Raw genomic sequence first — 23,749 nt, 5'->3', positions numbered from 1 at the left:
TCCCCTAGGACAACTCCTATGACAGAAACCCGGGTCAACACTACCACGACTGGTGACCAGTTCACTAGCACTCCTGCCTTTGCATGGCAACCCGCACAAACCGTGGCAACGGATGCCGCAGGCAATTTTGTGGTTACTTGGACAAGTAGCTCCACTGCTGATAGCGATAGCGATGGAACTGGAGTGTATATCCAGCGCTATAGCAGTACGGGGGTGACGCTGGGAGGTGAAATCCAGGTCAACACGAGCACGACGGGTGACCAACGATTTGCCAACGTGGCAATGAATTCCTCAGGAGCCTTTGCGGTTACCTGGACAAGCCCAGATGGCACAGGCAATGGCACAGGTATCTTTTTTCAGCTTTATGACAGTACCGGGGCCGCCAAAGGGAGTGAGATCCAGGTTAACGTCGGCACATTAGGGGTACAAGAGCTATCAACTGTCGCCATGGACGATAGCGGCAACATCATCGTCCTGTGGACCAGTGAGACCCAGCTGGATGTCAATAGCAACGTCGTTGCCGGAGATGGCAACGGCACAGGTGTATTCATTCGGCATTACAAAATCAACGCCACAACAGGTCTTGCCGAAGTTCAGACGACAGAACTATTAGTCAACACGGGGAACACGACTGGCAACCAAAACAATGCTGTTATTGCCATGAATGGCAATGGTCAGTTTGTGGTTGCCTGGGTCAGTCCAGATGCTGCGGGTACCGGCATTTTTGCTCAACGCTATCAATTTAACGCCACAACAGGTGCCGTTGAAGCACTAGGAACCCGGATTGCAGTTAATTCCTTAACCACGCTCAACCAAACTGAGCCTAGCATTGCCATCGACGATAGCGGCAACTTTGTAGTCAGTTGGACTACGTTTGGTGGCGTTGGGCAAGATATCATGGCGCGTCGGTTTAATGCGGCAGGCACAGCCCTCGATACGCAGGAATTTGTGGTGAATACGATCACCACGAATAACCAACAATTCTCCTCAGTCGCAATGGATGCTGATGGAGATTTCATTGTCACCTGGACTAGCCCTGATGATGGCAGTGGTACCGCTGTCATAGGTCAACGCTTTAACAATGCTGGGACTAGAGTCGGAACCACGTTTCGTGTTAGTACGAGAACCGTTGGCAACCAGGGTTTTTCTAGCATTGCCATGGATGCGGATGGTGATGCGATCGCGTCTTGGACCAGTCGTCCCGTCGGTCTAGAATTAGGGCAAGATGGAGATGAGTCAGGGGTTTACTTCGATCGGTTGCCTGCACCGAACACTCTCAGCATCAGTGATGTCAGCCAGTCTGAAGGGAGTGGCGCAAATACAAACTATCAATTCACCGTTACCCTTTCCACCGTCAGTACTCAAACAGTCACGGTTGATTATGCAACGGCGATCGGCACGGCTGGGCTGAGTGATTTCGTCAGTGCCAATAACACCCTTACTTTTAATCCGGGTGAAACGCTGAAAACTATAACGGTTTCAGTCGTCGGTGATGCGATCGATGAGCTGAATGAAATATTCACGGTTAACCTGACCAATGCATCAGGTGCTACAATTGCCGATGCCCAGGGGCAAGGCACCATCCTGGATGATGATCTGCCACCCACCGTCAGTGTCATTAATAGCAGTGTTTTAGAAGGCGACAGTGGCACAAGCAATGCGACCTTCACGGTCAGTTTATCAGGTGTTAGCGGTCAAACCATTACGGTGGACTATGGCACCGCTGATGGCACCGCAACGACTGCCAATAGCGACTATACGAGTGCCTCTGGTTCACTCACGTTTGCACCCGGAGAAACCCTCAAAACCATCACGGTTGGGGTAACAGGTGACACGGTCAATGAAGCCGATGAAACCTTCTCCGTTAATTTAAGCAATGTCATTAATGCCAGTATCAGCGGCAGCCCTGCCACGGGCACAATTACCAATGATGACGTGTTGCTGGTCAATATTACCGCGTTAGATGCAGCGGCAGCGGAAACGGCTAGCGACCCTGGTGTTTATCAAATTACGCGAAACGGCAGCAGTGGCAATTTAACCATCAATCTGACCACCACTGGCAGTACTGCCAGCCCATCTGACTACAACCTGACAGGCGGCAGCATTGCCGGAACCGCACCCAACTTTACCGTTGTTATTCCCAATGGGCAGACGTCTGTTAATTTCACGCTTACTCCCGTTGATGATGCCATTTCTGAAACGACCGAAATCCTCCAAATCAATTTGGCATCCGGGTCATATTCTATTGGTGCCAACGGCTCGGCGCAGGTTCTGATCACAGATAATGAACCGTTGCCCGATCTCAGCGTTGGCAATGTCAGTATTGCCGAAGGCAATAGCGGCACGACTAACGCCACGTTTGTTGTCAGCTTGTCTGCAACCAGTAGTCAACCCATTACCGTAGACTATACGACCGCTGATGGTAGTGCGATCGCCACAGTTGACTACACCAGCGCCTTTGGTACGCTTACCTTTAACCCCGGTGAAACCCTTAAAACAATTACCGTTGGCGTCACGGGCGATACGCTGAATGAAGCCAATGAAACCTTCCAGGTGACGCTGAGCAATCCCACCAATGCAGGCGTTGGCATTGGACAGGGCACTGGCACCGGCACGATTACTAATGATGATGCCGTACCGACAATTAGTATTGGCAATGCCACGGTCAACGAAGGCAACACGGGCGTCACCAACACCACCTTTACCGTCAGCTTATCGGGGGTGAGTGGACAAACAATCACAGTGGACTATGGCACCGCCGATGGCACTGCCACAGTTGCAGATGCTGATTATGGTGCTGAAACAGGCACACTCACCTTCAACCCCGGTGAAACCATCAAGACGATTACGGTTGGGGTGAATGGCGATGTCCTGAGCGAAACCGATGAAACCTTTCAGGTGAATCTAACTAATCCGAGTAATGTCAGCATTACCGGAGCGCAAGGGACGGGCACGATTACCAACGATGACACGCTCACCGTGAGTATCACGGCGTTGGATGCTGCTGCCGATGAACAGGGCACTGACCCTGGGGTCTATCGCATCAGCCGCAATAGCACCAGCGGTGCCCTGACCGTTAACTTATCGAATATCGGCAGTACTGCATCACCGGGGGATTACACCTTATCGGGGGGTGGAATTTCGGGCACAGAACCCAATTTCACCGTCATCATTCCCGATGGACAAAGCTTTGTTGATGTAACGCTGACCCCCATTGATGATCTTCAGTCCGAAGCCAACGAAACCCTGAAGTTAGATATTACCTCGGGTTCCTATTCCATTGGCGGCAGCAGTTCTGCCACAGTCACCATTAACGACAACGAACCCAAACCGAGTCTGGCGATCGCCAATAGCAGCGTCACGGAAGGCAATTCCGGCACCACGAATGCAACCTTTGTGGTCACCTTGTCGGATGTCAGCGGTCAAGTGATCACGGTGGACTATGGCACAACCAATGGCACGGCGATCGCCGGGTCAGACTACACCAATACCACGGGCACGCTGACGTTTAACCCTGGGGAAACGGTCAAAACCATTACCGTTGGCGTGACCGGCGACACGATCAATGAAGTGGATGAAACCTACCAGGTCAGTCTTTCCAATCCCACCAATGCCAGCTTCAGCGGTAGCCCTGCCAGCGGCACGATTCTGAATGATGACGCCGTACCGTCGATTACAATTGGCAACACCAGCATTACCGAAGGCAATTTAGGCTCCAGCAATGCCACCTTCACCGTCAGTCTCTCAGGAGCCAGCGGCCAAACCGTTACGGTCAGCTATGGCACAGCCGATGGTACCGCGACGACGATTGACAATGACTACACCAGCACCTCCGGCATATTGACCTTCAATCCAGGGGAAACGGTTAAAACGGTCACGGTCGGCGTCAACGGGGATGTTGTCAATGAAGCCGATGAAACGTTTTCGGTCAATCTCAATACGGCTACCAATGCCAGCATTAGCGGCGGGACAGGGACGGGCACAATTACCAACGACGATACACTGGTCGTCAATATTACCGCGTTGGATACAGATGCCGCCGAAGCCGGTTCAGATCCCGGTGTCTACCGCATCACGCGCAATGGTACGAGTGGTGATCTGACCGTCAACCTTTCTACAACGGGTAGTACGGCGATCGCTGCTGACTATACGCTTACGGGTGGTAGTATTTCGGGCACGGCACCCAACTTCACGATTACCATTCCCAACGGTCAGAGCTTCGTGGATGTTACCATGACGCCGGTGGATGATATCCAGTCAGAAGCCTCAGAAACGCTGAGGTTTACGATCGGCTCAGGGTCTTATTCCATTGGCGGTTCATCATCGGCAACGGTGATTATTACTGATAACGAACCGCTCCCCAATCTCAGTATTGGCAATGTTAGCGTCACCGAAGGCAATAGCGGTACGACCAATGCCACGTTTGTGGTCAGTCTGAATGCGGTCAGTGGGCAATCCATCACCGTAGACTATGCCACCAGCAATGGAACGGCGATCGCGGGTTCAGACTATACCAGTGGGTCTGGTAGCCTCACCTTTAATCCTGGTGAAACGCTGAAAACGATTACGGTCAGCGTTACGGGCGATACGCTAAATGAAGCCAATGAAGCTTTCCAGGTGACGCTGAGCAATCCCACCAATGCTGGCGTGGGAATTGGTCAGGATGTGGGTACTGGCACGATTACCAATGACGACCCGGTTTCTAATATCAGTATTGGCAACGCCACAGTCACAGAAGGCAATGCAGGCACCACCAATGCCACCTTTACCGTCAGTCTTTCGGGCGTGAGTGGTCAGGTGGTGACAGTGGATTATGGCACTGCCGATGGCACGGCAACAATCGCCGATAACGATTATGTCAACACGGCTGGAACGTTGACGTTTAACCCCGGTGAAACTGTTAAGACGATTACCGTCGGCGTTACGGGCGATGCCTTTAGCGAGACCAATGAAACGTTTCAGGTGAATCTGACCAATGCTTCGAACGGTAGCATCAGCGGCAGTACGGGCACGGGCACGATCACCAACGATGATACGTTAGTCGTTAATATTACAGCGACAGATGGAGCTGCTGCCGAAGCCGGAACTGACCCCGGTGTCTATCGCATCACCCGCAATGGCAGTGGTGGCAATGCCACCATTAGTCTGACGACAACAGGGAGCACAGCCAGCCCATCGGACTACAACCTTACGGCTGGTGGCACGCTTTCGGGGACAGCACCCAACTTTACGATCGTCATTCCGGATGGGCAGAGCTTTGTCGATGTCACGATTACGCCTGTCGATGATGTTATTGCCGAAACGTTAGAAACGCTGACGCTCAACCTATCGCCGTCGGGTTCATACTCCATTGGTGCCAACGCTTCGGCAACCGTGACCATCACCGATAACGAACCATTGCCCAACCTCAGTATTGGCAATGTCAGTGTGGTTGAAGGGAATAGCGGTTCGACCAACGCCACATTTGTCGTCAGCCTTTCGTCTGCCAGTGGGCAAACCGTGACGGTAGATTACGCCAGCAGTAACGGCACGGCGATCGCCGGACTGGACTACAGCAGTGGTTCTGGTAGTCTGACATTTAATCCGGGTGAAACGGTCAAGACGATCACGGTTGGTGTCACGGGAGACACCCTGAATGAAGCCAATGAAACGTTCCAGGTGACGCTGAGCAATTCGACCAATGCGGGTATTGGTGTGGGTCTCGACGTCGGCACCGGCACGATCACCAATGATGATCCGGTTTCCAATATTAGTATTGGCAACGCTACCGTCACCGAAGGAAATTCAGGTACCACTAACGCCACGTTTACCGTCAGTCTTTCGGCAAGCAGTGGGCAAGCCGTTACGGTAGACTATACGACCGCCAATGGGACGGCGATCGCCGGTACAGACTATACAGGGGGTTCTGGTAGCCTTACCTTCAACCCTGGCGAAACCATTAAGACCATCACCGTAGGCGTCACGGGCGATTTTATCAATGAAGCCAATGAAACCTTCCAGGTGAATCTGAGCAATGCCAGCAATGCCAGCATCAGTGGCAGCACAGGCACGGGCACGATCACTAATGATGATGCTCTAGTCGTCGATATCACAGCGCTCGATGCCGCTGCCGCAGAAGCGGGAAATGACCCCGGTGTATATCGCATCAGTCGCAATGGCAGTAGTGGGGATGTCACCATCAGCCTGACGACAACAGGCAGTAGTGCCAGTGCCGCAGACTATAACCTGTCGGGGGGAAGCGTTTCGGGGACGGCACCCAACTTCACGATCGTCATTCCCAATGGGCAAACCTTCGTCGATGTGACGATGACTCCGGTAGACGATATCATCTCAGAAGCCGCAGAATCTTTGACGTTGAATCTGGCAGCATCGGGGACCTACTCGATCGGAGCTAATGGCTCGGCAACGGTGATCATTACCGATAACGAACCGCTGCCCAACCTCAGCATTGGTAATGTCAGCATCGCCGAAGGTAACAGCGGCACCACGAATGGCACGTTTATTGTCAGTCTATCGTCTGCCAGTGGTCAGGCGGTGACAGTCGATTATGCCACCAGTAACGGCACGGCGATCGCTGGCACAGACTACACCAGTGGCTCCGGCACGCTGACCTTTAATGCGGGTGAAACGGTCAAAACCATCACGGTGGGTATCACCGGAGATGTGCTCAACGAACCGAATGAAACCTTCCAGGTAACGTTAACTAATGCGACCAATGCGGGGATTGGCTTTGGTCAAAACGTAGGCACGGGCACGATCACAAATGATGACGCGGCTCCCAGTCTGACCATCGGCAATGCCACGGTCACCGAAGGGAATACGGGCACGACCAACTCTACGTTTGTAGTTAGCTTATCAGGAGCCAGTGGACAAGCCGTCACTGTCGATTATGACACTGCTAATGGCACGGCTACAGCCGGATCAGACTACACATCAACCTCTGGCACCCTGACCTTCAACGCGGGTGAAACGGTCAAAACCATAACGGTGGGCGTTCTGGGCGACACCACGAACGAAGCCAACGAGACCTTCCAGGTGAATTTGAGCAATGCCAGCAATGCCAGCATTTTCAGCGGTCAGGGCACAGGCAATATTACCAACGATGATGCGGCACCGGGTCTGAGTATTAGTGATGTCAGCGTCACCGAAGGCAATAGTGGCACGACCAATGCCACGTTTACGGTCAGTCTATCGGCAGTGAGTGGGCAGACGGTGACGGTCAACTACAACACCGTCGATGGCACCGCAACCGTTGCCAATGGAGATTATGGCAGCAGCAGCGGCAGTCTCACGTTCAATCCGGGTGAAACGATTAAAACCATCACTGTTGGCGTCAATGGCGATACCCTGAACGAAACCGATGAATCGTTTTCCGTCAGTCTCACGGGCGCGGCTAACGCATCTATTACCGATGCTCAGGGGATTGGGACGATCACCAATGATGACGGTATTCCCAGCATTAGCATTAGCGATGCCAGCGTCGTTGAGGGCAATAGCGGTTCCACCAATGCCACCTTTGTGGTCAGTTTGTCGGCAGCCAGTGGACAAGCCGTTAAGGTAGACTATGCCACTGCCAATGGCACCGCTACAACCGTCGGTGGGGACTATACCAATGCTGCCGGTACACTAACGTTCAACGCGGGTGAGACGTTAAAAACCATCACCGTTGCCGTCAATGGAGACACCCTCAACGAACTCGACGAAACGTTTACCGTCAATCTCAGCAATGGCTCCAATGCGGTGATTGGCGATAATCAGGGGATTGGGACGATTACCAACGACGATACTCCGCCCAGCTTAAGTATTGGTAACGTCACTGTTAACGAAGGTAATAGCGGCACTACGAACGCAACCTTTGTCGTCAGTTTATCGTCTGCCAGTGGGCAAGCTGTAACGGTTGATTATACGACCGCAGATGGTACAGCGATCGCCAGTAACGACTATGTCGCGACCAGTGGCAAACTCACCTTTAACGCGGGTGAAACGCTCAAGACCATCACTGTTGCGGTGAATGGCGACACCTTTAACGAACTCGACGAAAGCTTTACAGTAAATCTGAGTAATGCCACGAATGCAGGCATTACCACCACTCAAGCAAGCAGCACGATTACCAACGACGACACCCAGCCCACGCTTGGAATTGGCGATGTCAGCGTCAGTGAAGGGAATAGCGGTACCACCAATGCCACCTTCGTGGTTAGCTTATCGGGAGCCAGTGGGCAGGTTGTCACCGTAGACTATGGCACTGCCAACGGCACGGCAACCACGGCAACCGGAGACTACACAGGTGCTGCGGGGACGCTGACGTTTAATGCGGGAGAAACGCTCAAGACAATTACCGTTGCGGTCAATGGCGACACCCTCAACGAACCCAGCGAAAGTTTTCTGGTCAATCTCACCAATGCGGGTAACGCGACTATTGCAGATAACCAGGGGGTCGGCACGATCGCCAATGATGACGGCATTCCCAGTCTCAGCCTGAATGATGTGACGGTGACGGAAGGGGACAGCGGCACGACCGACGCAGTGTTTGTTATCAATCTATCGGCGGCGAGCGGTCAGAACGTTACTGTAGACTATGCCACTGCCAATGGCACCGCAACCACCGCCAACGTAGACTATCTCGGTGCGTCTGGAACCTTGACGTTTAATCCGGGTGAAATTGCCAAGACGATTACCGTCAAGGTGAATGGCGATCTGGTGAACGAAGCTGACGAAAGCTTTACCCTCAACCTCAGCAATGTCAGCAACGCCACCCTCGCCAACAATCAGGCAATTGGCACCATTAGCAACGATGATGCAGCACCCAGCATTAGTATTGGCGATGCAACGGTAACAGAAGGCAATAGCGGCACGAGTAACAGCACATTTGTGGTCAGCCTTTCGGCAGCGAGTGGACAGGTCGTCACTATCGACTATGCCACCGCCAATGGCAGTGCCACAGTAGCCAGCGGCGACTATACCGGAACGTCCGGCAAACTCACGTTCAATCCGGGTGAGACACTCAAGACGATTACCGTATCGGTCAATGGCGATAGCTTAAATGAATCTGATGAAACCTTCACGGTAGATTTGACCAATGTCACCAATGCAGGCACTACTGATGTTCAAGGTCTTGGCACGATCGCCAATGATGATGCTGCGCCAGTTTTAAGCATTACCGATGCAACGCTGACGGAAGGCAATAGCGGCACGGGAAATGCCGTCTTTACCGTCAGTCTCTCGGCAAATAGCGGGCAAGCCGTAACGGTCGATTATGCTACAGCCAATGGTTCTGCAACGATCGCCGATAACGATTACACTGCGATCGCCGGAACGCTAACATTTAATCCGGGTGAGCGGGTCAAAACCCTGACTGTTCAGGTGAATGGGGATCTGCGGAATGAGTCAAATGAGACTTTCTCAGTCAACTTGAGCAATGCGACAAACGTCACCATTGCGGACAATCAAGGTTTGGGGACAATCACGAACGACGACACTCAACCCACCCTGAGTGTGAGTGATGTCACCCAACTGGAAGGCAATAGCGGCACCACAAACTATGCGTTTGCCGTCAGTCTTTCGGCGGCTAGTGGTCAAGCGGTGACGGTGAATTACACCACGGCGGATGGCACAGCTCAAGTTGCCGATGGTGACTATACCGCAACCAATGGCATACTGACGTTTAACCCCGGTGAAACGGTTAAAACGATTACGGTTGCGGCAACGGGAGACACCAAGTTTGAAGCCAGTGAAACCTTTAACCTCAATCTCAGTTCTGCTGCCAATGCGGCGATCGCCGATGCCAACGGGGTAGGCACGCTGACAAACGATGACCAAACTGCTCTGGTCAACCTCAGCTTAAACAATGCCTCCTTCTCCGAAAATGGCGGGTCAACTGTCGTTACAGCAACCCTATCCAACTCCACGGCACAAGGTGTCACCGTCAATCTGGGGTACAGTGGTTCTGCCCTGCTCAATAGCGATTACGCTGCTTCCGGCAACTCCATTTTCATTGCGGCGGGGAGTCTCACCGGCAGCGTCACCCTGACCGGGATTAACGACCTCTTCGTTGAACCGAATGAAAGCATTCTGGTAGACATCACTAATGTCACGAACGCTACGGAAAATGGCACTCAGCAGGTGACGGCTACGCTCACCAGTGATGACATCAATACGCCACCCGTGGCTGGTACGATCGCCAATCAAGTTGCGACGGAAGACTTATCCTTTGGCTTCACGTTTGCAGCGACCACCTTCCAGGACAATAATCCGGGGGATGTGCTGACTTACACGGCGCAATTAGCCAATGGCGATCCGTTACCCAACTGGTTGACCTTTAATGCCAGCAACCGCACCTTCAGTGGCACCCCTCGCAATGGTGATGTTGGTGTATTGAATATCATTGTCACCGCCACAGACCTGGGAGCCAACACGGCTAACAGCAGCTTCACCCTGACGGTTAATAACGTCAACGATGCTCCCAGCATCAATACTCCCCTTGCCGATCAAACTGTAGCTGTAGGCAGCCCCTTGACCTATAGCTTTGCAGCCAATAGCTTTGTGGATGTTGATGCGGGGGATAGTTTGACCTATACGGCTCGGCTTGATGGCGGTGCGCCCTTACCGAGTTGGCTCACCTTTGACTCAACTACGCGCACCTTTAGTGGCACTCCCCCCGCCGGTAGCGTTGGCACCGTCAGTGTACGAGTGTTTGCTACGGATCAATCGTTTGCCAGTGTTAGTGATGTTTTCAACCTGACGGTGACGTCCACGAATACAGGCAATACCGCTCCAACGGTGTCCAGCCCCATTCCCAATCAGACAGCGACGGAAGATACGCCCTATAGCTTTAGCTTTGCCGCCGGAACCTTCACCGATCCTGATGTTGGGGATACGCTGACTTACACCGTTCGGTTAGCCGATGGTAGCCCATTGCCGACCTGGTTGACCTTCGACCCGACAACACGCACCTTTAGTGGCACCCCCCTCAACAGCGATACGGGCAACCTCAGTATTCAAGTCGTGGCGACAGACAGTGCCAATACCAGTGCCAGCACGGTGTTTAATCTGGCGATCGCTAATGTTAACGACGCCCCTGTGATCACACCGTCTCGTCCGTCTTTTGCCTACATCAGCAGCCTGGGTGCTGTGCTGTTAGACGAAGCCTTTACGATCGTTGATATCGATAGCCCAACCTTAACGGGTGCAAATATATCGATTACAGGGTTTGCCTCGGGACAAGATCTGCTCGATTTTACCGATCAAAATGGCATTGTCGGTCTGTTCAATTCGACTAACGGCGTCTTAACCTTATCGGGCGCTGCCAGCGTTGCCGACTATGAAGCCGCCCTGCGATCCATTACCTATCAAAACAACGCTGCCAATTCGGCTACTGCCAGCCGTACCTTTACCGTCAACGTTTTGGATGGTCAGGCAACGGGTACTGCCAGCCTGCAAGTGCTGTTTAACAACCGCGCCCCGGTGATTGATCTGAATGGTACCGATCCCGGCATTGGGTTTAGCACCACGGGATCGGCTAACGTACCGATCAAGATTGTTGATACCGATTTGAGCATTTCGGATGTAGACGGGACGACGCTATCATCAGCGTTGGTGATTATTTCAAACCCGATTGACTGGATTCAAGAACAACTGTCGGTCAATACAGCCGGAACCAATATTACTGCTATCTACAAACCCGACTCTGGCACGCTGAGTTTGAGTGGCACGGCATCGATTGCAGATTATCAGAAGGTGTTGCGAACCGTCACCTACCGCAACCAGGCGGTTGATCCAACCGCAACGACGCGCAAGATTCTGTTCCTGGTCAATGATGGTGTTAGCAATAGTGTTGGAGCCGAAGCCACTCTCACTCTGATTCCTCAGGGCACAGGCTCAAATCCGGATCCCGTTTCCTTGGTCACCACCCCTGAAAAGGATGTGATTAACGCTCCGGCAGGCGACGATACCCTGACATCCATCCTGGCGAACTTGCAACAAAACGACCGGATTAACGGTGGGGGTGGCATTGACTCGTTCATTTTGTCCGATGGCACAGGCAACGCTGTCGTCAATATTGATAGCACCACCAACCAGTTAACCGGCATCACCCCGACTGGCACCATTGTGCTAAATTTTGAGCGCTTTGACTTTAGTGCCTTTAAGGGCAATGCCACGATGCTGGGCAGCAATGTCCGCAATGATGTTTTGAGTACAGGCTCCGGCAACGATAATTTGAGCGGCGCGGGCGGCAATGATATCCTGACCGGCAATAATGGTGATGACAAACTAGATGGCGGGGTCGGCGACGACATCATGACGGGTGGTAGTGGCAATGACACCTATGTGATCAACAGCGCTAGCGACCTGGTGATTGAGGCGATCGCTGGAGGCACTGATACAATTCAGTCGTCTTTGAATCTGGTGTTGTCGTCGGGTCTGGAGAATTTGACCTTAACAGGAACAGCAAAACGAGGGCAGGGCAATGCCCTCAACAATGCCATTACAGGCAACAGTCGCAAGAATGCACTGATTGGGGGAGCTGGGAAAGATGTGCTGTTGGGTGCAGGGGGACGCGATCGCCTGGTGGGTGGCACGGGTAATGATGAGCTAGAGGGCGGTGCTGGGTTAGATCGCTTAACTGGTGGCACGGGTAGAGATCGCTTTGTCTTAGGAGGCGACAAAAAACGAAACCGCGATGTCATCCGCGACTTCAGGCATGGAGTAGACAAACTGGTGATTTCGAACGATGCTTTTAATCTCACCCTGGGCGGCAAAAAACTGAGTGCCAGCCGCTTTACGTTAGGGACTAGTGCCCAAGATCAGAGCGATCGCTTTATCTATAACCGTCAAACCGGAGCCTTGTTCTTTGATAAAGATGGCACAGGGAACGCGGCTCAGGTGCAGATTGCCACCCTAACCAATAAACCTCTGCTGAGTCATACTGACTTTAGTGTTATCGCTTAACTGGTGTTCTGAAGTGTGGAGATGAGCGTGATGCCTGCGGCATCACACTCATCTCCATAGCGCTGTGCAGGCTGATTCCGTACGGTGTTGTGGGGCGCGGAGCGCCCCACAACACCATTTCTGTACTTAACGAACTTGCACGCCACTATATGCTCTGAACTATTGCTATAGCAATTGGAGAATTAATGAGTCCTGGGTTCAGGGCTGGTTAGGACGGGGGCACTGCCCCCGTCCTAACCAGCTGCTATGAGACTATTGCTGCAACTCTCGCCGTAGTCGATGCAACACCGTATCGGAGTCTACCTGGCTCAAAATATCTTGAATCACCGTATTTGCCCCTTGCGGGCCCCAGGTGCAGCCTTGTTCTAAATACAGTTGTGCGGCTTTACCCACCCGATAGGAACCGTACCCGGCTAAACTGGCTTGAGCGACTGCCGCTGTTGAATATGCCATGAACCCTGCCGGACTATCGAACAGCGTGGTCAGAGCCGCAGCACTTTTACCCACACCTAACAACAGATTGCTGCCCACCTCGCTGGCTAATAACCCACCCGAGCTCCAAAGAATGCTATGCAATAACCGACTGGCTTCGTAGCGGGTCATTGGTAAACCATAGAGCCGTGCCAGAGACCGGATCATAATCAAATCCGTTAGCAGACCTCCCGCCAGATCGAGCAGGGCGACAGGATTCGCGGCGATCGCAATGCCTTTCCATTTGGCAAACTGCCAGATCAGATCTTCAGCATCTTGTTTTTGCAATTGAATCGTTTTGTGGGCGATCGCCGCTTCTGTATCCCGAGCTTGCCGCAATGCATTCAACGCCAACAACGATTGCCCTTCGCGATGGAGAATCGTCAGCAGTTTTTGTTTTAATTCAGCCATTTGTGCTGGCGGTGATTCCCATTCATATTCCACCCGCCCATCGGGATATTCGACACGCACTTCCAGGGGAGCAGGTTCAGCCGCAATTAAAACGATATCCTCAGGTGCCAGTCGAGGTCGAAAGCGATCGCTGTCCCCACTCTGGGCAAAAAGCGTTTGTAATTTGCGATAGATGGCTTGACGGTCTTGGTTGGGATACAGGTCAATTTTATTGAATACGAGCAAAATTGGCTTATGCGATTGTTGTAACTCCGTCAGTGCCAGGTATTCGGTACGGGTGATATCACCCGCGATGACAAATAAAATTAAGTCTGCCTGTTGAGCCACATCCTGGGCGATCGCCGCTCTCACCTGCCCCCCCACTTCATCTAACCCCGGCGTATCAATTAGTTCTACATTAATGGGGCTGTTAGAAATATCGGGTGACCAGTAGACTGATCGGGGATATTGCGTCACCCCATGCAATGGACCCGACTGCAACATCTTTTGCCCCAACAGAGCATTGATCACGGTCGATTTACCGCGACTGACCAAGCCAAAGACGGCAATTCTCACGACGGCATGGTTCAACTTGTCAAGCGCATTAGACAGCACATCCAGATCGGTTTTCAGCGCTGCCTGTAATTCGACGGTCTGGGGGCTGCGTTGGGTCTGGCGAAGTTTTTGTGAATAGCGGGCGATCGCCTGTTTGAGGCTGGTACGCGCTCGCTGGAGATGGGTATCTTGCGCACTAAAGCGGGTCAGCGCATCGTTGGCTCTGACAGTAGACATAGGTGGGGTGGCGTTGGGCTGATTCAAAGCAAAAGCAAGAACGATCGTTTAGTTCTATTGTCGCTTACTGTATCAGCAGCCGGAATCTATTGAGTGTGTTCATGCAACCAATTGACCAGATCCTCTGCTGCTGAGAAATCTAACAAAGCTTCCGCTAATGCTTCTAACTGAGCGATCGCCAAATTCTGAATTTGCCTCTGCAATTCGGGTGTCAGCGTCCCTACACGTCGAGTCAGCAATTTTAGAACAAGGGCTAGTTCACCCTCTTTTCTCCCCTCTTTTCTCCCCTCTTTTCTCCCCTCTTTTCTTCCTTCTTTTCTCCCCTCTTTTCTTCCTTGCTGGATACCTTGCTCCATCCAACTGGTGACAATTTGCATGATCTTCTCCTGTTCTGTAGGGGCGATGGTAGCGATCGCTTGTCTAAATACAGCTTCTTCGGCGGCATTTAAGCGCAGATAGGTATCGATAAACCCAGATATTAACTGTATTCGGGCTTGGTCTAAGCGTAGAGTGGCTAATAGCCGCAAACATTCTTTCTTTACTATAGGGCGATCGCTTGGGGCGATGTTCATCTTTGCCATCAGCGCACTGGCGACTGGATTAGGCTGGTTGATGAAATCTCGCCAGTTGAGGCGATTGAGCTGGATCACCTCATAGTGGAACTCTAGAATTAATTTATTGGGAAATCCAACCTGATAAGAACTGGGTTCTATTCGTTTGGGTGAACTATGAGAGAAAATTACCACGGGATAAATAGGGAGTCGATATTTCTCATGGAGCCGCGCAAAATAGCTAAACATTCGTTGGCTGAATAGCGGTTCAGAGCGGCTTTGATGTTCTGTGTGGATCAAGAAGAAGGAATCTTGTTTTCTAAACCGAGCTTTGATCACCAGGTCTGCCTCATATCTCTGACCTGCCGTAACATCTGTGAACAGCTCTTTATCCAGTAACACCCAAGAATCGGCGTCTAGATAAGTCCCTACTTCCGGTAGAAAGAGTTCAACAAACTCCAGAAAGAAGGTAGAAATCAGTTCTTTAAATAGGCGATCGTGGTCAATCATTCATCCAGAATAATTCCAAATCATTATCTATTTAAACAGAACCCACGACGCATCAAGGAGGAGCAAGGGTTTCATCCCTATCGCTTCTCATCTAATCGTATGAGGGATAAAAAATCTATCTAGAGATGTGTGTCATGATACGAAGTTGTGTGCCATGACATCTATAGCGTGAACAGTTGGGGCAAGCCAATGACAGAATCTTCAACCACCCAAACTCCAGATCTGGGGAAAAAGCAAGTGCCGCCGAAGCGGTCTACTAATGCTGCCTATGCCTTCTTAGTGCTAGTTTTTCGAGTGCTGTTGTTGGGAATTGGGGGTAGTGTTGCAGGGTTAGTTGGGATTGCGATCGCCAATTTTTATCCGGCTCAGATCCAGGAACCACCGCTTTTAGAAAAGGCGTTGCGACGGATGGGTGAGGCAGGAAATTGGGTAGAGCGATCGCTTCATCCCGCGAGTCAACCGCAGCCCACATCGTTTCCCAGCCCTATGTCAATTGCTACCCCGTCGCCCAGTTCTGCCCCGGTTAAGCCTCTGACCGAAGCAGAACGGCAGCAATTGCAAACTGAGCTAAGCCAGATCAAGCAAGCATTGGTTGCCTTAGGCGATCGCACAGCGTTAATTGAAGGGCGGTTGGGCAATCGCCTGGATCAGGCATCGCTAGAAGCGCGGCTCCAGGAGATTGAGCAGCAACTGAACCCAGAAGCAGCCGCAACCGCGACTCCATTGGCTGGCACCAATGGTTCATCCACTGCCCCGGTTGAAGTTCTGGCTGCCTCTGCAACACAGCCCGGTACATTGGTGATCACGTTACCCAGCGATGCTCTATTTGGTACGGATCAAACGTCATTGAGAACAGGTGCATCTGCGATTTTAGATAGCATTGTGGCAGATTTACAAACTTACCCGGATTCGACCATTCGGATTGCTGCCTACACTGATTCACAAACTGATGCCACAACCGATCGCACGCGTTCGTTTGCCCAAGCGCAAGCGGTCAAACAGTATTTGTCAAATCGGGTCACAGACGGCAACTTGCACTGGATTACGGCTGGCTATGGCAGATACAACCCGATTGCTGCAAACGATTCGCCGGTCAATCGTCAGCGTAATCGACGGGTTGAGATCACCATTGATCCCCCGTAGGCGAGAATGGCGATCGCACTGATGATTGGGGTTGACCAATCGCCCCAGCGGACGTATGGGGTTTGGGTGTGGCGACGATATATCGTTTCGGCATGGGTTTCGTAGGTGTTGACGCCAGAAATCCATATCATTTTGCCGTGGGGATCAATAAAGGCAGAATAGCCTGTGTTCGTGGCTCTGGCAGCCCAGCGATCGGTTTCAATGGCTCGCATCACATCCTGGGCATGGTGTTGAGCAGGCATGGTGGTGCTGTAGTGGGCATTGTTAGATGCCGTCAGAATAAAGGCTCCTCCGGCAGCTGCCTGGTAACGGAAGATTTCTGAAAAGGCAGATTCATAGCAAATCGCCGCGATCGCCCGTCCAAAGGGAGTCTCAAATAGCTGATCGGGCTGACCGGGCAGCAAATGCGCTTCCAATGGCGACAAACGATTGATCAAGCCACCCAACCATTTTTCAAAGGGAATATATTCTCCCAGTGGCACCAGCTTGACCTTACGATATTCGCTCAGCGTTTCTCCATCTCCGGCGACGGTAAACAAACTATTGGTGAGGTAACGACCATCGCCACCAAAGGCACCCAGCCAAACGGGGATACCCTTTTCTACCACTGCTCTGTAAAACAAAATTCGTTTGCGCATCTCTCCCAACCATTGCACAGGCAGGGCTGTCTCCGGCGTCAGAATCACCTCAACCCCTTGCTCGACCAGGGTTAGATAGCCCGTGGTATAGTTCGTCAGCGATCGCTGCCAACCATCTTCGTAGAGCTTGATGGTATTGGGAATATTGCCTTGAATCACCCCAACGGTTAATGCCATCTGCGGTACATCTGCCAACGGTTGTAGATACAACCAAACCCCAACAAGATGGCACAGCACGCCCCAGGCGATCGGCATACTCCAACGTAGCCAGCGATCGCCTATCCCCAATGCTTGATCTTGGACTCGTTTGATCCAGGCTTCTGCCAGCAACCCATTCACCGAGACAATCGCGGCTGTTACTAACAACGGTCCCGACAGTTGCCCCAGATGCAAAATTGCCAGGTTATAGGGACTTTGCGTATACGACAGCGATGACCAGTAGAGAGACCCCTTACTCCATAAGTTTTCTAGCAAGCACCACAGGGCAGTGCCGATGAGGACTCGTAACCCGGAAGGAAACGGGGATGGAGAGATGGGGAGATGGGGGGATGAGGATGTTGTTTTAACCTGCCCGGTGGTCTGCCAAAGCCGATGCAGTTGTAGCATTAGCCATGCCCAGAGCATTGGAATCGCGGCACCACAGAGGGTAATAAAGCTCCAGGCAAAGGCAGCGATCGCCAAGCTTGCCCACCAGTTCACCCCCATCCAGGTCATCGGATGAATGCCCGTAATCCAAAATAATGCGAACCCGTGATAGCCAATACCCCAGGCGGCACCATAGAGCAACGCAGTGCGGGGAACAATCGGCACCGGAGACTTGAAGCTAGGAGACTCGACCCGATTGCCACCGTCTTCTGGCGCACCAAAAACCAACACCCACAAGGGAGCCAACGCCACCCACGCCAGCCACCAGGCATTAAATGGTGCAGGGGTTAGCCCCATAAGAATGCCAGACCCCAGAGCGATCGCCAGTTTCCAGGGAAACTGTAAATTCTGTTTGAGTCGCGTTAGCTTCAAAGTAGATCCATCCGAACGTCAACAAACGCTTCTCATTGTGACAAAAATCAGGACAGATGCAGTGGGCTAATGTGTGGGGTAGCAGGGAGGCAAGGGTCAGATTATAGTGGATGGAGAATAAGCAATCTGCAACTATTCCCCATCATGACAGACAAACCTGTACCCCTCAAGGTTTTCATCTCCTATTCCCATAAAGATGAAAATCTGAAAGAAGAACTGGAAGTCCATCTTGCTAGCCTCAAACGAGAAGGCGCAATTGAACCCTGGCAAGATCGTGATATTGAGGCAGGAGAAGAGTGGGATGACGAAATCCGAAAGGCTTTAGAAGCTGCACACATTATTTTGCTATTGATTACGCCTCGCTTTTTAGCGTCTCGTTATTGCTTTGATGAAGAAACGCGGAGAGCGATGGAACGTCATCAGGATGGTACTGCGCGAGTTATTCCCATCATCTTGAAGCCATCAGACTGGCAAACTAGCCACTTTAGTAAACTGCAAGTATTGCCCAAAGAAGGTAAACCTGTGACGCGCTGGGATGATCAGGATGAAGCTTTTTTGAATGTAGTTCAAGGTATTCGCCGAGTAGTAACTTCTCTTAGAGCTTTAACCCAAGTAACTGAAAGCCCTTCACCCGATCCGGCGATCGCTCCATCGACAAGTGCTGTTGAAACCACGCCGTCTGCGGCTACTTCAACGCCCGTGAAAGCACCCAAATCATCGACCCAAAAGCGGTTGGAGTTATTTCAATTGCTGTCGAGTTTGCCGGGTCCCACCTTTGACTCCATTGTCTATGCTGTTAAAGTACCCCCTCCCCTGATGCCCCCTGCGATCGCCCCCCAAGGGCAGCGGGTTCCGGCATTGTTAGAATGGGCACAGAGTCCGGTCGGCTGTGGGCTAGAGGAATTGGAAGCCGTGATTCATGCGGTTGTAAACCCTTAGCTATTTTGTAGTCATACCACCCAATTCTATTGATCAGCCGGAAGATAGTCGTCACATAGAGGGCGATCGCCTCTTCTCCAGATCTCGAAGGTTTCCCAAAACCTCCGAGGTCTCAATCTGGCGAGTTAGACACATAACCTTTGCAGAGGGGGCGATCGCGCTCATGGGTGATCAAATAGTCCTTGATCCAATCGCAACCCATGGTCATCAGGCGATCGAAGTCCCAAACCCAAAGTTGGATGGTGCCGTCAGCATTACCTGATGCGATAGTCTTGCCATCGGGACTGGAACTAACGCTCCAAGTCGTACCTTTATGCCCTTCGATGGTGTGCAATAGCCTACCCGTCGCTACTTCCTGTAGCTTAACGGTATTGTCATAACTACCCGATGCAATCGTCTTGCCATCCGGGCTGAAACTGATGCTAAGCACGGGTGACTGATGTGCTTTGAGGGTGTTTAAGAGCTCACCCGTCTCCGCATTCCAGAGTCTGATAGTATAGTCAAAACTGCCCGATGCGATAGTCTTACCATCGGGACTAAAACTGACGCTAGTCACTTCATTCTGATGTCCTTCAAGAGTGTCTAAGAGCTTGCCCGTTGCTACGTCCCAGAGCTTGATGGTGTTGTCAAAACTGCCTGAAGCAATCGTCTTGCCATCCGGACTGAAACTAATGCTAGTCACTCTATCCTGGTGTCCTTCGAAGGTGTTTAATAGCTTGCCCGCCGACACATCCCAAAGTTTGACAGTTTGGTCAATACTGCCCGATGCGAGCGTCCTACCATCGGAGCTGAAACTGATGCTAAGCACGGGTAACTGATGTCCTTCGAGAGTGCTTAAGAGCTTACCTATCGCCACATCCCACAGTTTGATGGTGGTGTCATAACTGCTGGAAGCGAGCGTCTTCCCATCGGGGTTAATGCTAATGCTAGCCACCTGAGCCTGATGTCCTTCAAGGGTGCTCAAGAGCTTACCCGTTGCTATGTCCCATAGCTTGATCGTTTGGTCATCACTGCTCGAAGCGAGGGTTTTACCATTCGGACTGAAGCTGACCGCAGACACCGCATTTTGATGTCCTGACAGGGTATGAAGTGAGGTATCTGTTACATTCCAGAGTTTGATCGTTTTATCAGCACTGCCCGAAGCGAGTGTTTTGCCATCGGGACTAAAGCTAACACTAAACACCGGAGCCTGATGTCCTGCGAGGGTGTTTAAGAGTTTACCCGTCGCTATGTCCCATAGCTTGATTGTCTGGTCATAACTGCCCGAAGCGAGTGTTTTGCCATCGGGACTGAAGCGGATGCTCATCACCTGAGCCTGATGTCCTTCGAAGGTGTTTAATAGTTTGCCTGTCGCTATGTCCCACAGTTTGATCGTCTGGTCATAACTGCCCGAAGCGAGGGTTTTGCCATCGGGACTAAAGCTGATGCTAAACACTGTAGCCTGATGTCCTTCGAGGGTGTTTAATAGTTTACCCGTCGCTACGTCCCATAGCTTGATCGTGTTGTCATGACTGCCCGATGCAAACGTTTTGCCATCGAGACTAAAGCCAATGCCCCAAACTCTGTCTTGATGTCCTTCGAGTGAGTTCAATAGCTTACCTGTCGCCACGTCCCATAACTCGATGGTGGTACCATCACCGCTTGATGCAATGGTCTTGCCATCGGGACTAAAGCTGATGCTCCGAACAACGGTTTGATGTCCTTCGAGGGTGTTTAATAGCTTGCCCGTTGCCATATCCCATAACTCGATGGTATTGTCACCACTGCCCGAAGCGATGGTCTTGCCATCGGGACTGAAGCTAATGCTATTCACCGCATTATGATGTCCTTCGAGGGTGTTTAATAGCTGACCTGTTGCCGCATCCCATAGCTTAATGGTGTTGTCGAAGCTGCCCGAGGCAAGCGTCTTACCATCGGGACTAAAGCTGACGCTAGCTATCACATCCTGATGTTCTTCGAGGGTATTTTTCTCCTGAATTCCAGTAATTGCTTGCTGAAGCGCTGCCATGATACGCGGCTGCAACTCGTTCCATTCAGCGCTCTCTGCCCGAAATTGGGTTTGGAGCGCTTGCCCTGACTTAAGTGCTATTAGCAATGCCCCAAATTTATTGCCAGATAGCGACTTTTCATTAGATGCTGCCGTTTGCAATCTCACCTCGGCAACCTTGATTTTCGTTTCGGCTTGCAACGCAAACCAGCCCGCGACCCCAGCCACCAATAGACCAATGCTTCCGGCGATCGCTCCTACCGCAACCAACCGTTTCCCTTTAGCAGCAGCAGCTTGGAGGATTTGGCTGGCCTGGTGGTTGGCATCTTCGACTGAGCGACTATTGGCAATGTAGCTGTGCTGCAACTCTGTGGGTTGGGGCTGTTTGCCTGCGCTCTGGATGAGCCATTGTTCAGCATCGGTTAATTCATCGCCGCGCAACAGTAAGCTTTCCTTGCGTCCTTTGCTATCCCAGGCGATCGCTGCCAATAGCAATCGTGTGTGGGCATGGAGATGGGCTGTATCGGTATCGAGAATGCGCAGCAGTTCGGTGAAGTTAGCCGAAAAGTCGCGATCGCGCTGGGTGAAGTCGAGCCATTGCACTTTGGCTAGTTCGGGATGCAGCGTTGCAGGATCGATGGGTTGGTGCAGCAGCGTCACCACCCGTTTATTGAGGCTAGCGGCATATTCTACTTCATCGGCACAGTAGGGCGAGCTGACCGATCGGGGCGACAAGATAAACAGAAAGGTATCGGCACTGGCAATACCCCGGTAAATCTCTTGCTGAAAATCTGCCGTCCCGGCGGCAATGCTCTCCTGGTCAAACCAAGTGCGTTTACCCTGGCTTTGCAATGCATCATTCAACTGCCGAGCAAACCCTGAATCAGCACGAGAGTAAGACACAAACACATCCAACGAAAGTCCAGGCGGTTGACGCAAACTCTCGGTAATGAAGGTTTCTTGCAATGGCAGCGGCAAATAGGCTGAGTTCTGTTTAGCGACTTTGAGCCACGCCTCGGCTTGACGCAGGTTATAACCTCTGAGAAGAAGAGTGGGGTTCTGTTGTTGGCGTTCCCACTTTAATGCTTTGGTAAGCAACAACTTATGGGTTTCGTGGTAAGCCGCATCTTGTCGTAACGTTTGTAAAAGCTGGCTTTCATCGAGTTGATAGTCGGCTTCTTGGGTATTGTCGGTGAGGTCAATATAGTGCAGATTCCGCAGTTTCAAAGGAGTTTGATCGGTGGATGTTGCTTCCACCAAGACCGGAATAATCCGTTTGTTGAGGGATAGGGCATACTCTAGCTCATGCTGGCACCAGGGCGATCGCACACTGGCGGGAGACAGCAAATAGACAACATTATCGGCTTCCTCAATGCCGCGATCGATCACTTGCTGAAATTCGCTGCCTGCCTGGATATCGGTGGTGTTTGTCCAGACTGTAAAGCCTTCCCGCCGCAGACTATTGCGAATTTGCTCTGCCGCTGCCCGATTCTCCTCGGCATAGGCGAGAAACACCTCCGTCATCAAGTTGTCGGCATTCTTGCGGCTCTCGGTAATGAACTCGCAATGCAAGTCGGTGGGCAGACAGGGCGGCTGTGAGTCCTTGAAGCGCACCTTCAGCCAGTCTTCTGCTTGCAAGCGTTCTTCACCGATGAGTAAAAAGGGCGATCGCTTTTGATTGCGTTCCCATTCCAGGGCTTTTTCTAAAAGCAAGGTGTGTTGATGCACATAGTCGTGATGGCGATCGCACAGATCCAGTAACCCAGCAAACGCCACTTCAAAATCATCCTGCCCTTCGCGCACATAGATCCAGTTCAGCTTGCGCAAAACCGGATGCATATTTTGAAAGTGGTCATGCAATCCTTTGGCTTGATATTCTACCCATTCTGCATCGGTGCCGTTGGGGTTGCGCTCTAACCAGGTTTCGTAGCTAATCCGTTCCACATGCAACAGGGGAATAATTCGTTTCCCGCGTTTCAGCGCCAGCTCTAGCTCTAAGCCGCAATAGGGCGAGTTGATCGAATGGGGCGAGATGATGAAGAGAATATTATCGGCACGCTCGATGCCATCATCAATTTGTTTTTGGTAATCGACGCCCAAGGGAATATCGTCGTAGTCAAACCAAACGGTAAACCCGCGATCGACCAACCGCCGATTTAATCGAGCTGCAAACTCTAAGCTGTCCCGCCGACCATAGGAAATGAAAATATCCTGAAACGCTTGCACAACCTGATCCTCCAGCTAGAGAAAAGCATTGTCCGTACAATATCTTTTTTCCTAGCCATAACCAAGTCCTACAGGAATCGAGGTAGTGGGGCGATCGCCTCTTCCCAAGACCTCGGAGGTTTCCCAAAACCTCCGAG

7 protein-coding genes are annotated in these 23,749 nt (G+C 51.8%); 3 read left to right on the top strand and 4 right to left on the bottom strand.

Features of this window, described 5'->3' with window-relative positions; genetic code table 11:
• The first annotated feature begins 18 nt into the window (after positions 1-18).
• The gene (locus ACR6Z4_RS10460; protein ID WP_479717206.1) at positions 19-12,948 is read left to right on the top strand and encodes a Calx-beta domain-containing protein; all 12,930 of its coding nucleotides are present in this window, start codon (positions 19-21) and stop codon (positions 12,946-12,948) included.
• 252 nt (positions 12,949-13,200) lie between these two features.
• On the opposite strand, the gene ACR6Z4_RS10455 is transcribed toward ACR6Z4_RS10460, so the two are convergent.
• Both ACR6Z4_RS10455 and ACR6Z4_RS10450 read right to left on the bottom strand, forming a co-directional pair.
• A complete protein-coding gene (locus ACR6Z4_RS10455) occupies positions 13,201-14,601 on the bottom strand; it encodes a DUF697 domain-containing protein (RefSeq protein ID WP_479717205.1) in 1,401 nt (466 codons plus the stop codon).
• 86 nt (positions 14,602-14,687) lie between these two features.
• Positions 14,688-15,662, bottom strand: coding sequence for an Rpn family recombination-promoting nuclease/putative transposase (locus ACR6Z4_RS10450; protein WP_479717204.1), 975 nt, complete (start codon positions 15,660-15,662; stop codon positions 14,688-14,690).
• 189 nt (positions 15,663-15,851) lie between these two features.
• Here ACR6Z4_RS10450 and ACR6Z4_RS10445 point away from each other — a divergent pair, with 189 nt between their 5' ends.
• Positions 15,852-16,805 carry an OmpA family protein gene (locus ACR6Z4_RS10445; protein ID WP_479717203.1) on the top strand — a complete coding sequence of 318 codons (954 nt, stop codon included), beginning with the start codon at positions 15,852-15,854 and terminating at the stop codon, positions 16,803-16,805.
• On the opposite strand, the gene lnt is transcribed toward ACR6Z4_RS10445, so the two are convergent.
• Positions 16,763-18,385: an apolipoprotein N-acyltransferase gene (gene lnt, locus ACR6Z4_RS10440; RefSeq protein WP_479717291.1), complete on the bottom strand. Its 1,623-nt coding sequence runs from the start codon at positions 18,383-18,385 to the stop codon at positions 16,763-16,765. The two genes, ACR6Z4_RS10445 and lnt, sit on opposite strands and share 43 nt — an antisense overlap.
• A gap of 219 nt (positions 18,386-18,604) precedes the next feature.
• Here lnt and ACR6Z4_RS10435 point away from each other — a divergent pair, with 219 nt between their 5' ends.
• The gene (locus ACR6Z4_RS10435) at positions 18,605-19,399 is read left to right on the top strand and encodes a toll/interleukin-1 receptor domain-containing protein (protein ID WP_479717202.1); all 795 of its coding nucleotides are present in this window, start codon (positions 18,605-18,607) and stop codon (positions 19,397-19,399) included.
• A gap of 112 nt (positions 19,400-19,511) precedes the next feature.
• Here ACR6Z4_RS10435 and ACR6Z4_RS10430 read toward each other — a convergent pair whose 3' ends face one another.
• Positions 19,512-23,612, bottom strand: coding sequence for a TIR domain-containing protein (locus tag ACR6Z4_RS10430; protein WP_479717201.1), 4,101 nt, complete (start codon positions 23,610-23,612; stop codon positions 19,512-19,514).
• Positions 23,613-23,749: the final 137 nt, after the last annotated feature.

This window comes from Calyptranema fuscum S582 (assembly GCF_055793305.1).
Note: the sequence above shows the minus strand (reverse complement) of the source record. Positions and strands in the feature narration are given on the sequence as shown.

What these genes read in the sequence shown, in the direction of transcription:
- ACR6Z4_RS10450 (WP_479717204.1), bottom strand. Translation starts at nt 15,662, where the DNA reads ATGATTGACCACGATCGCCTATTTAAAGAACTGATTTCTACCTTCTTT.
- ACR6Z4_RS10455 (WP_479717205.1), bottom strand. Translation starts at nt 14,601, where the DNA reads ATGTCTACTGTCAGAGCCAACGATGCGCTGACCCGCTTTAGTGCGCAA.
- lnt (WP_479717291.1), bottom strand. Translation starts at nt 18,385, where the DNA reads ATGGGGCTAACCCCTGCACCATTTAATGCCTGGTGGCTGGCGTGGGTG.
- ACR6Z4_RS10445 (WP_479717203.1), top strand. Translation starts at nt 15,852, where the DNA reads ATGACAGAATCTTCAACCACCCAAACTCCAGATCTGGGGAAAAAGCAA.
- ACR6Z4_RS10435 (WP_479717202.1), top strand. Translation starts at nt 18,605, where the DNA reads ATGACAGACAAACCTGTACCCCTCAAGGTTTTCATCTCCTATTCCCAT.
- ACR6Z4_RS10460 (WP_479717206.1), top strand. Translation starts at nt 19, where the DNA reads ATGACAGAAACCCGGGTCAACACTACCACGACTGGTGACCAGTTCACT.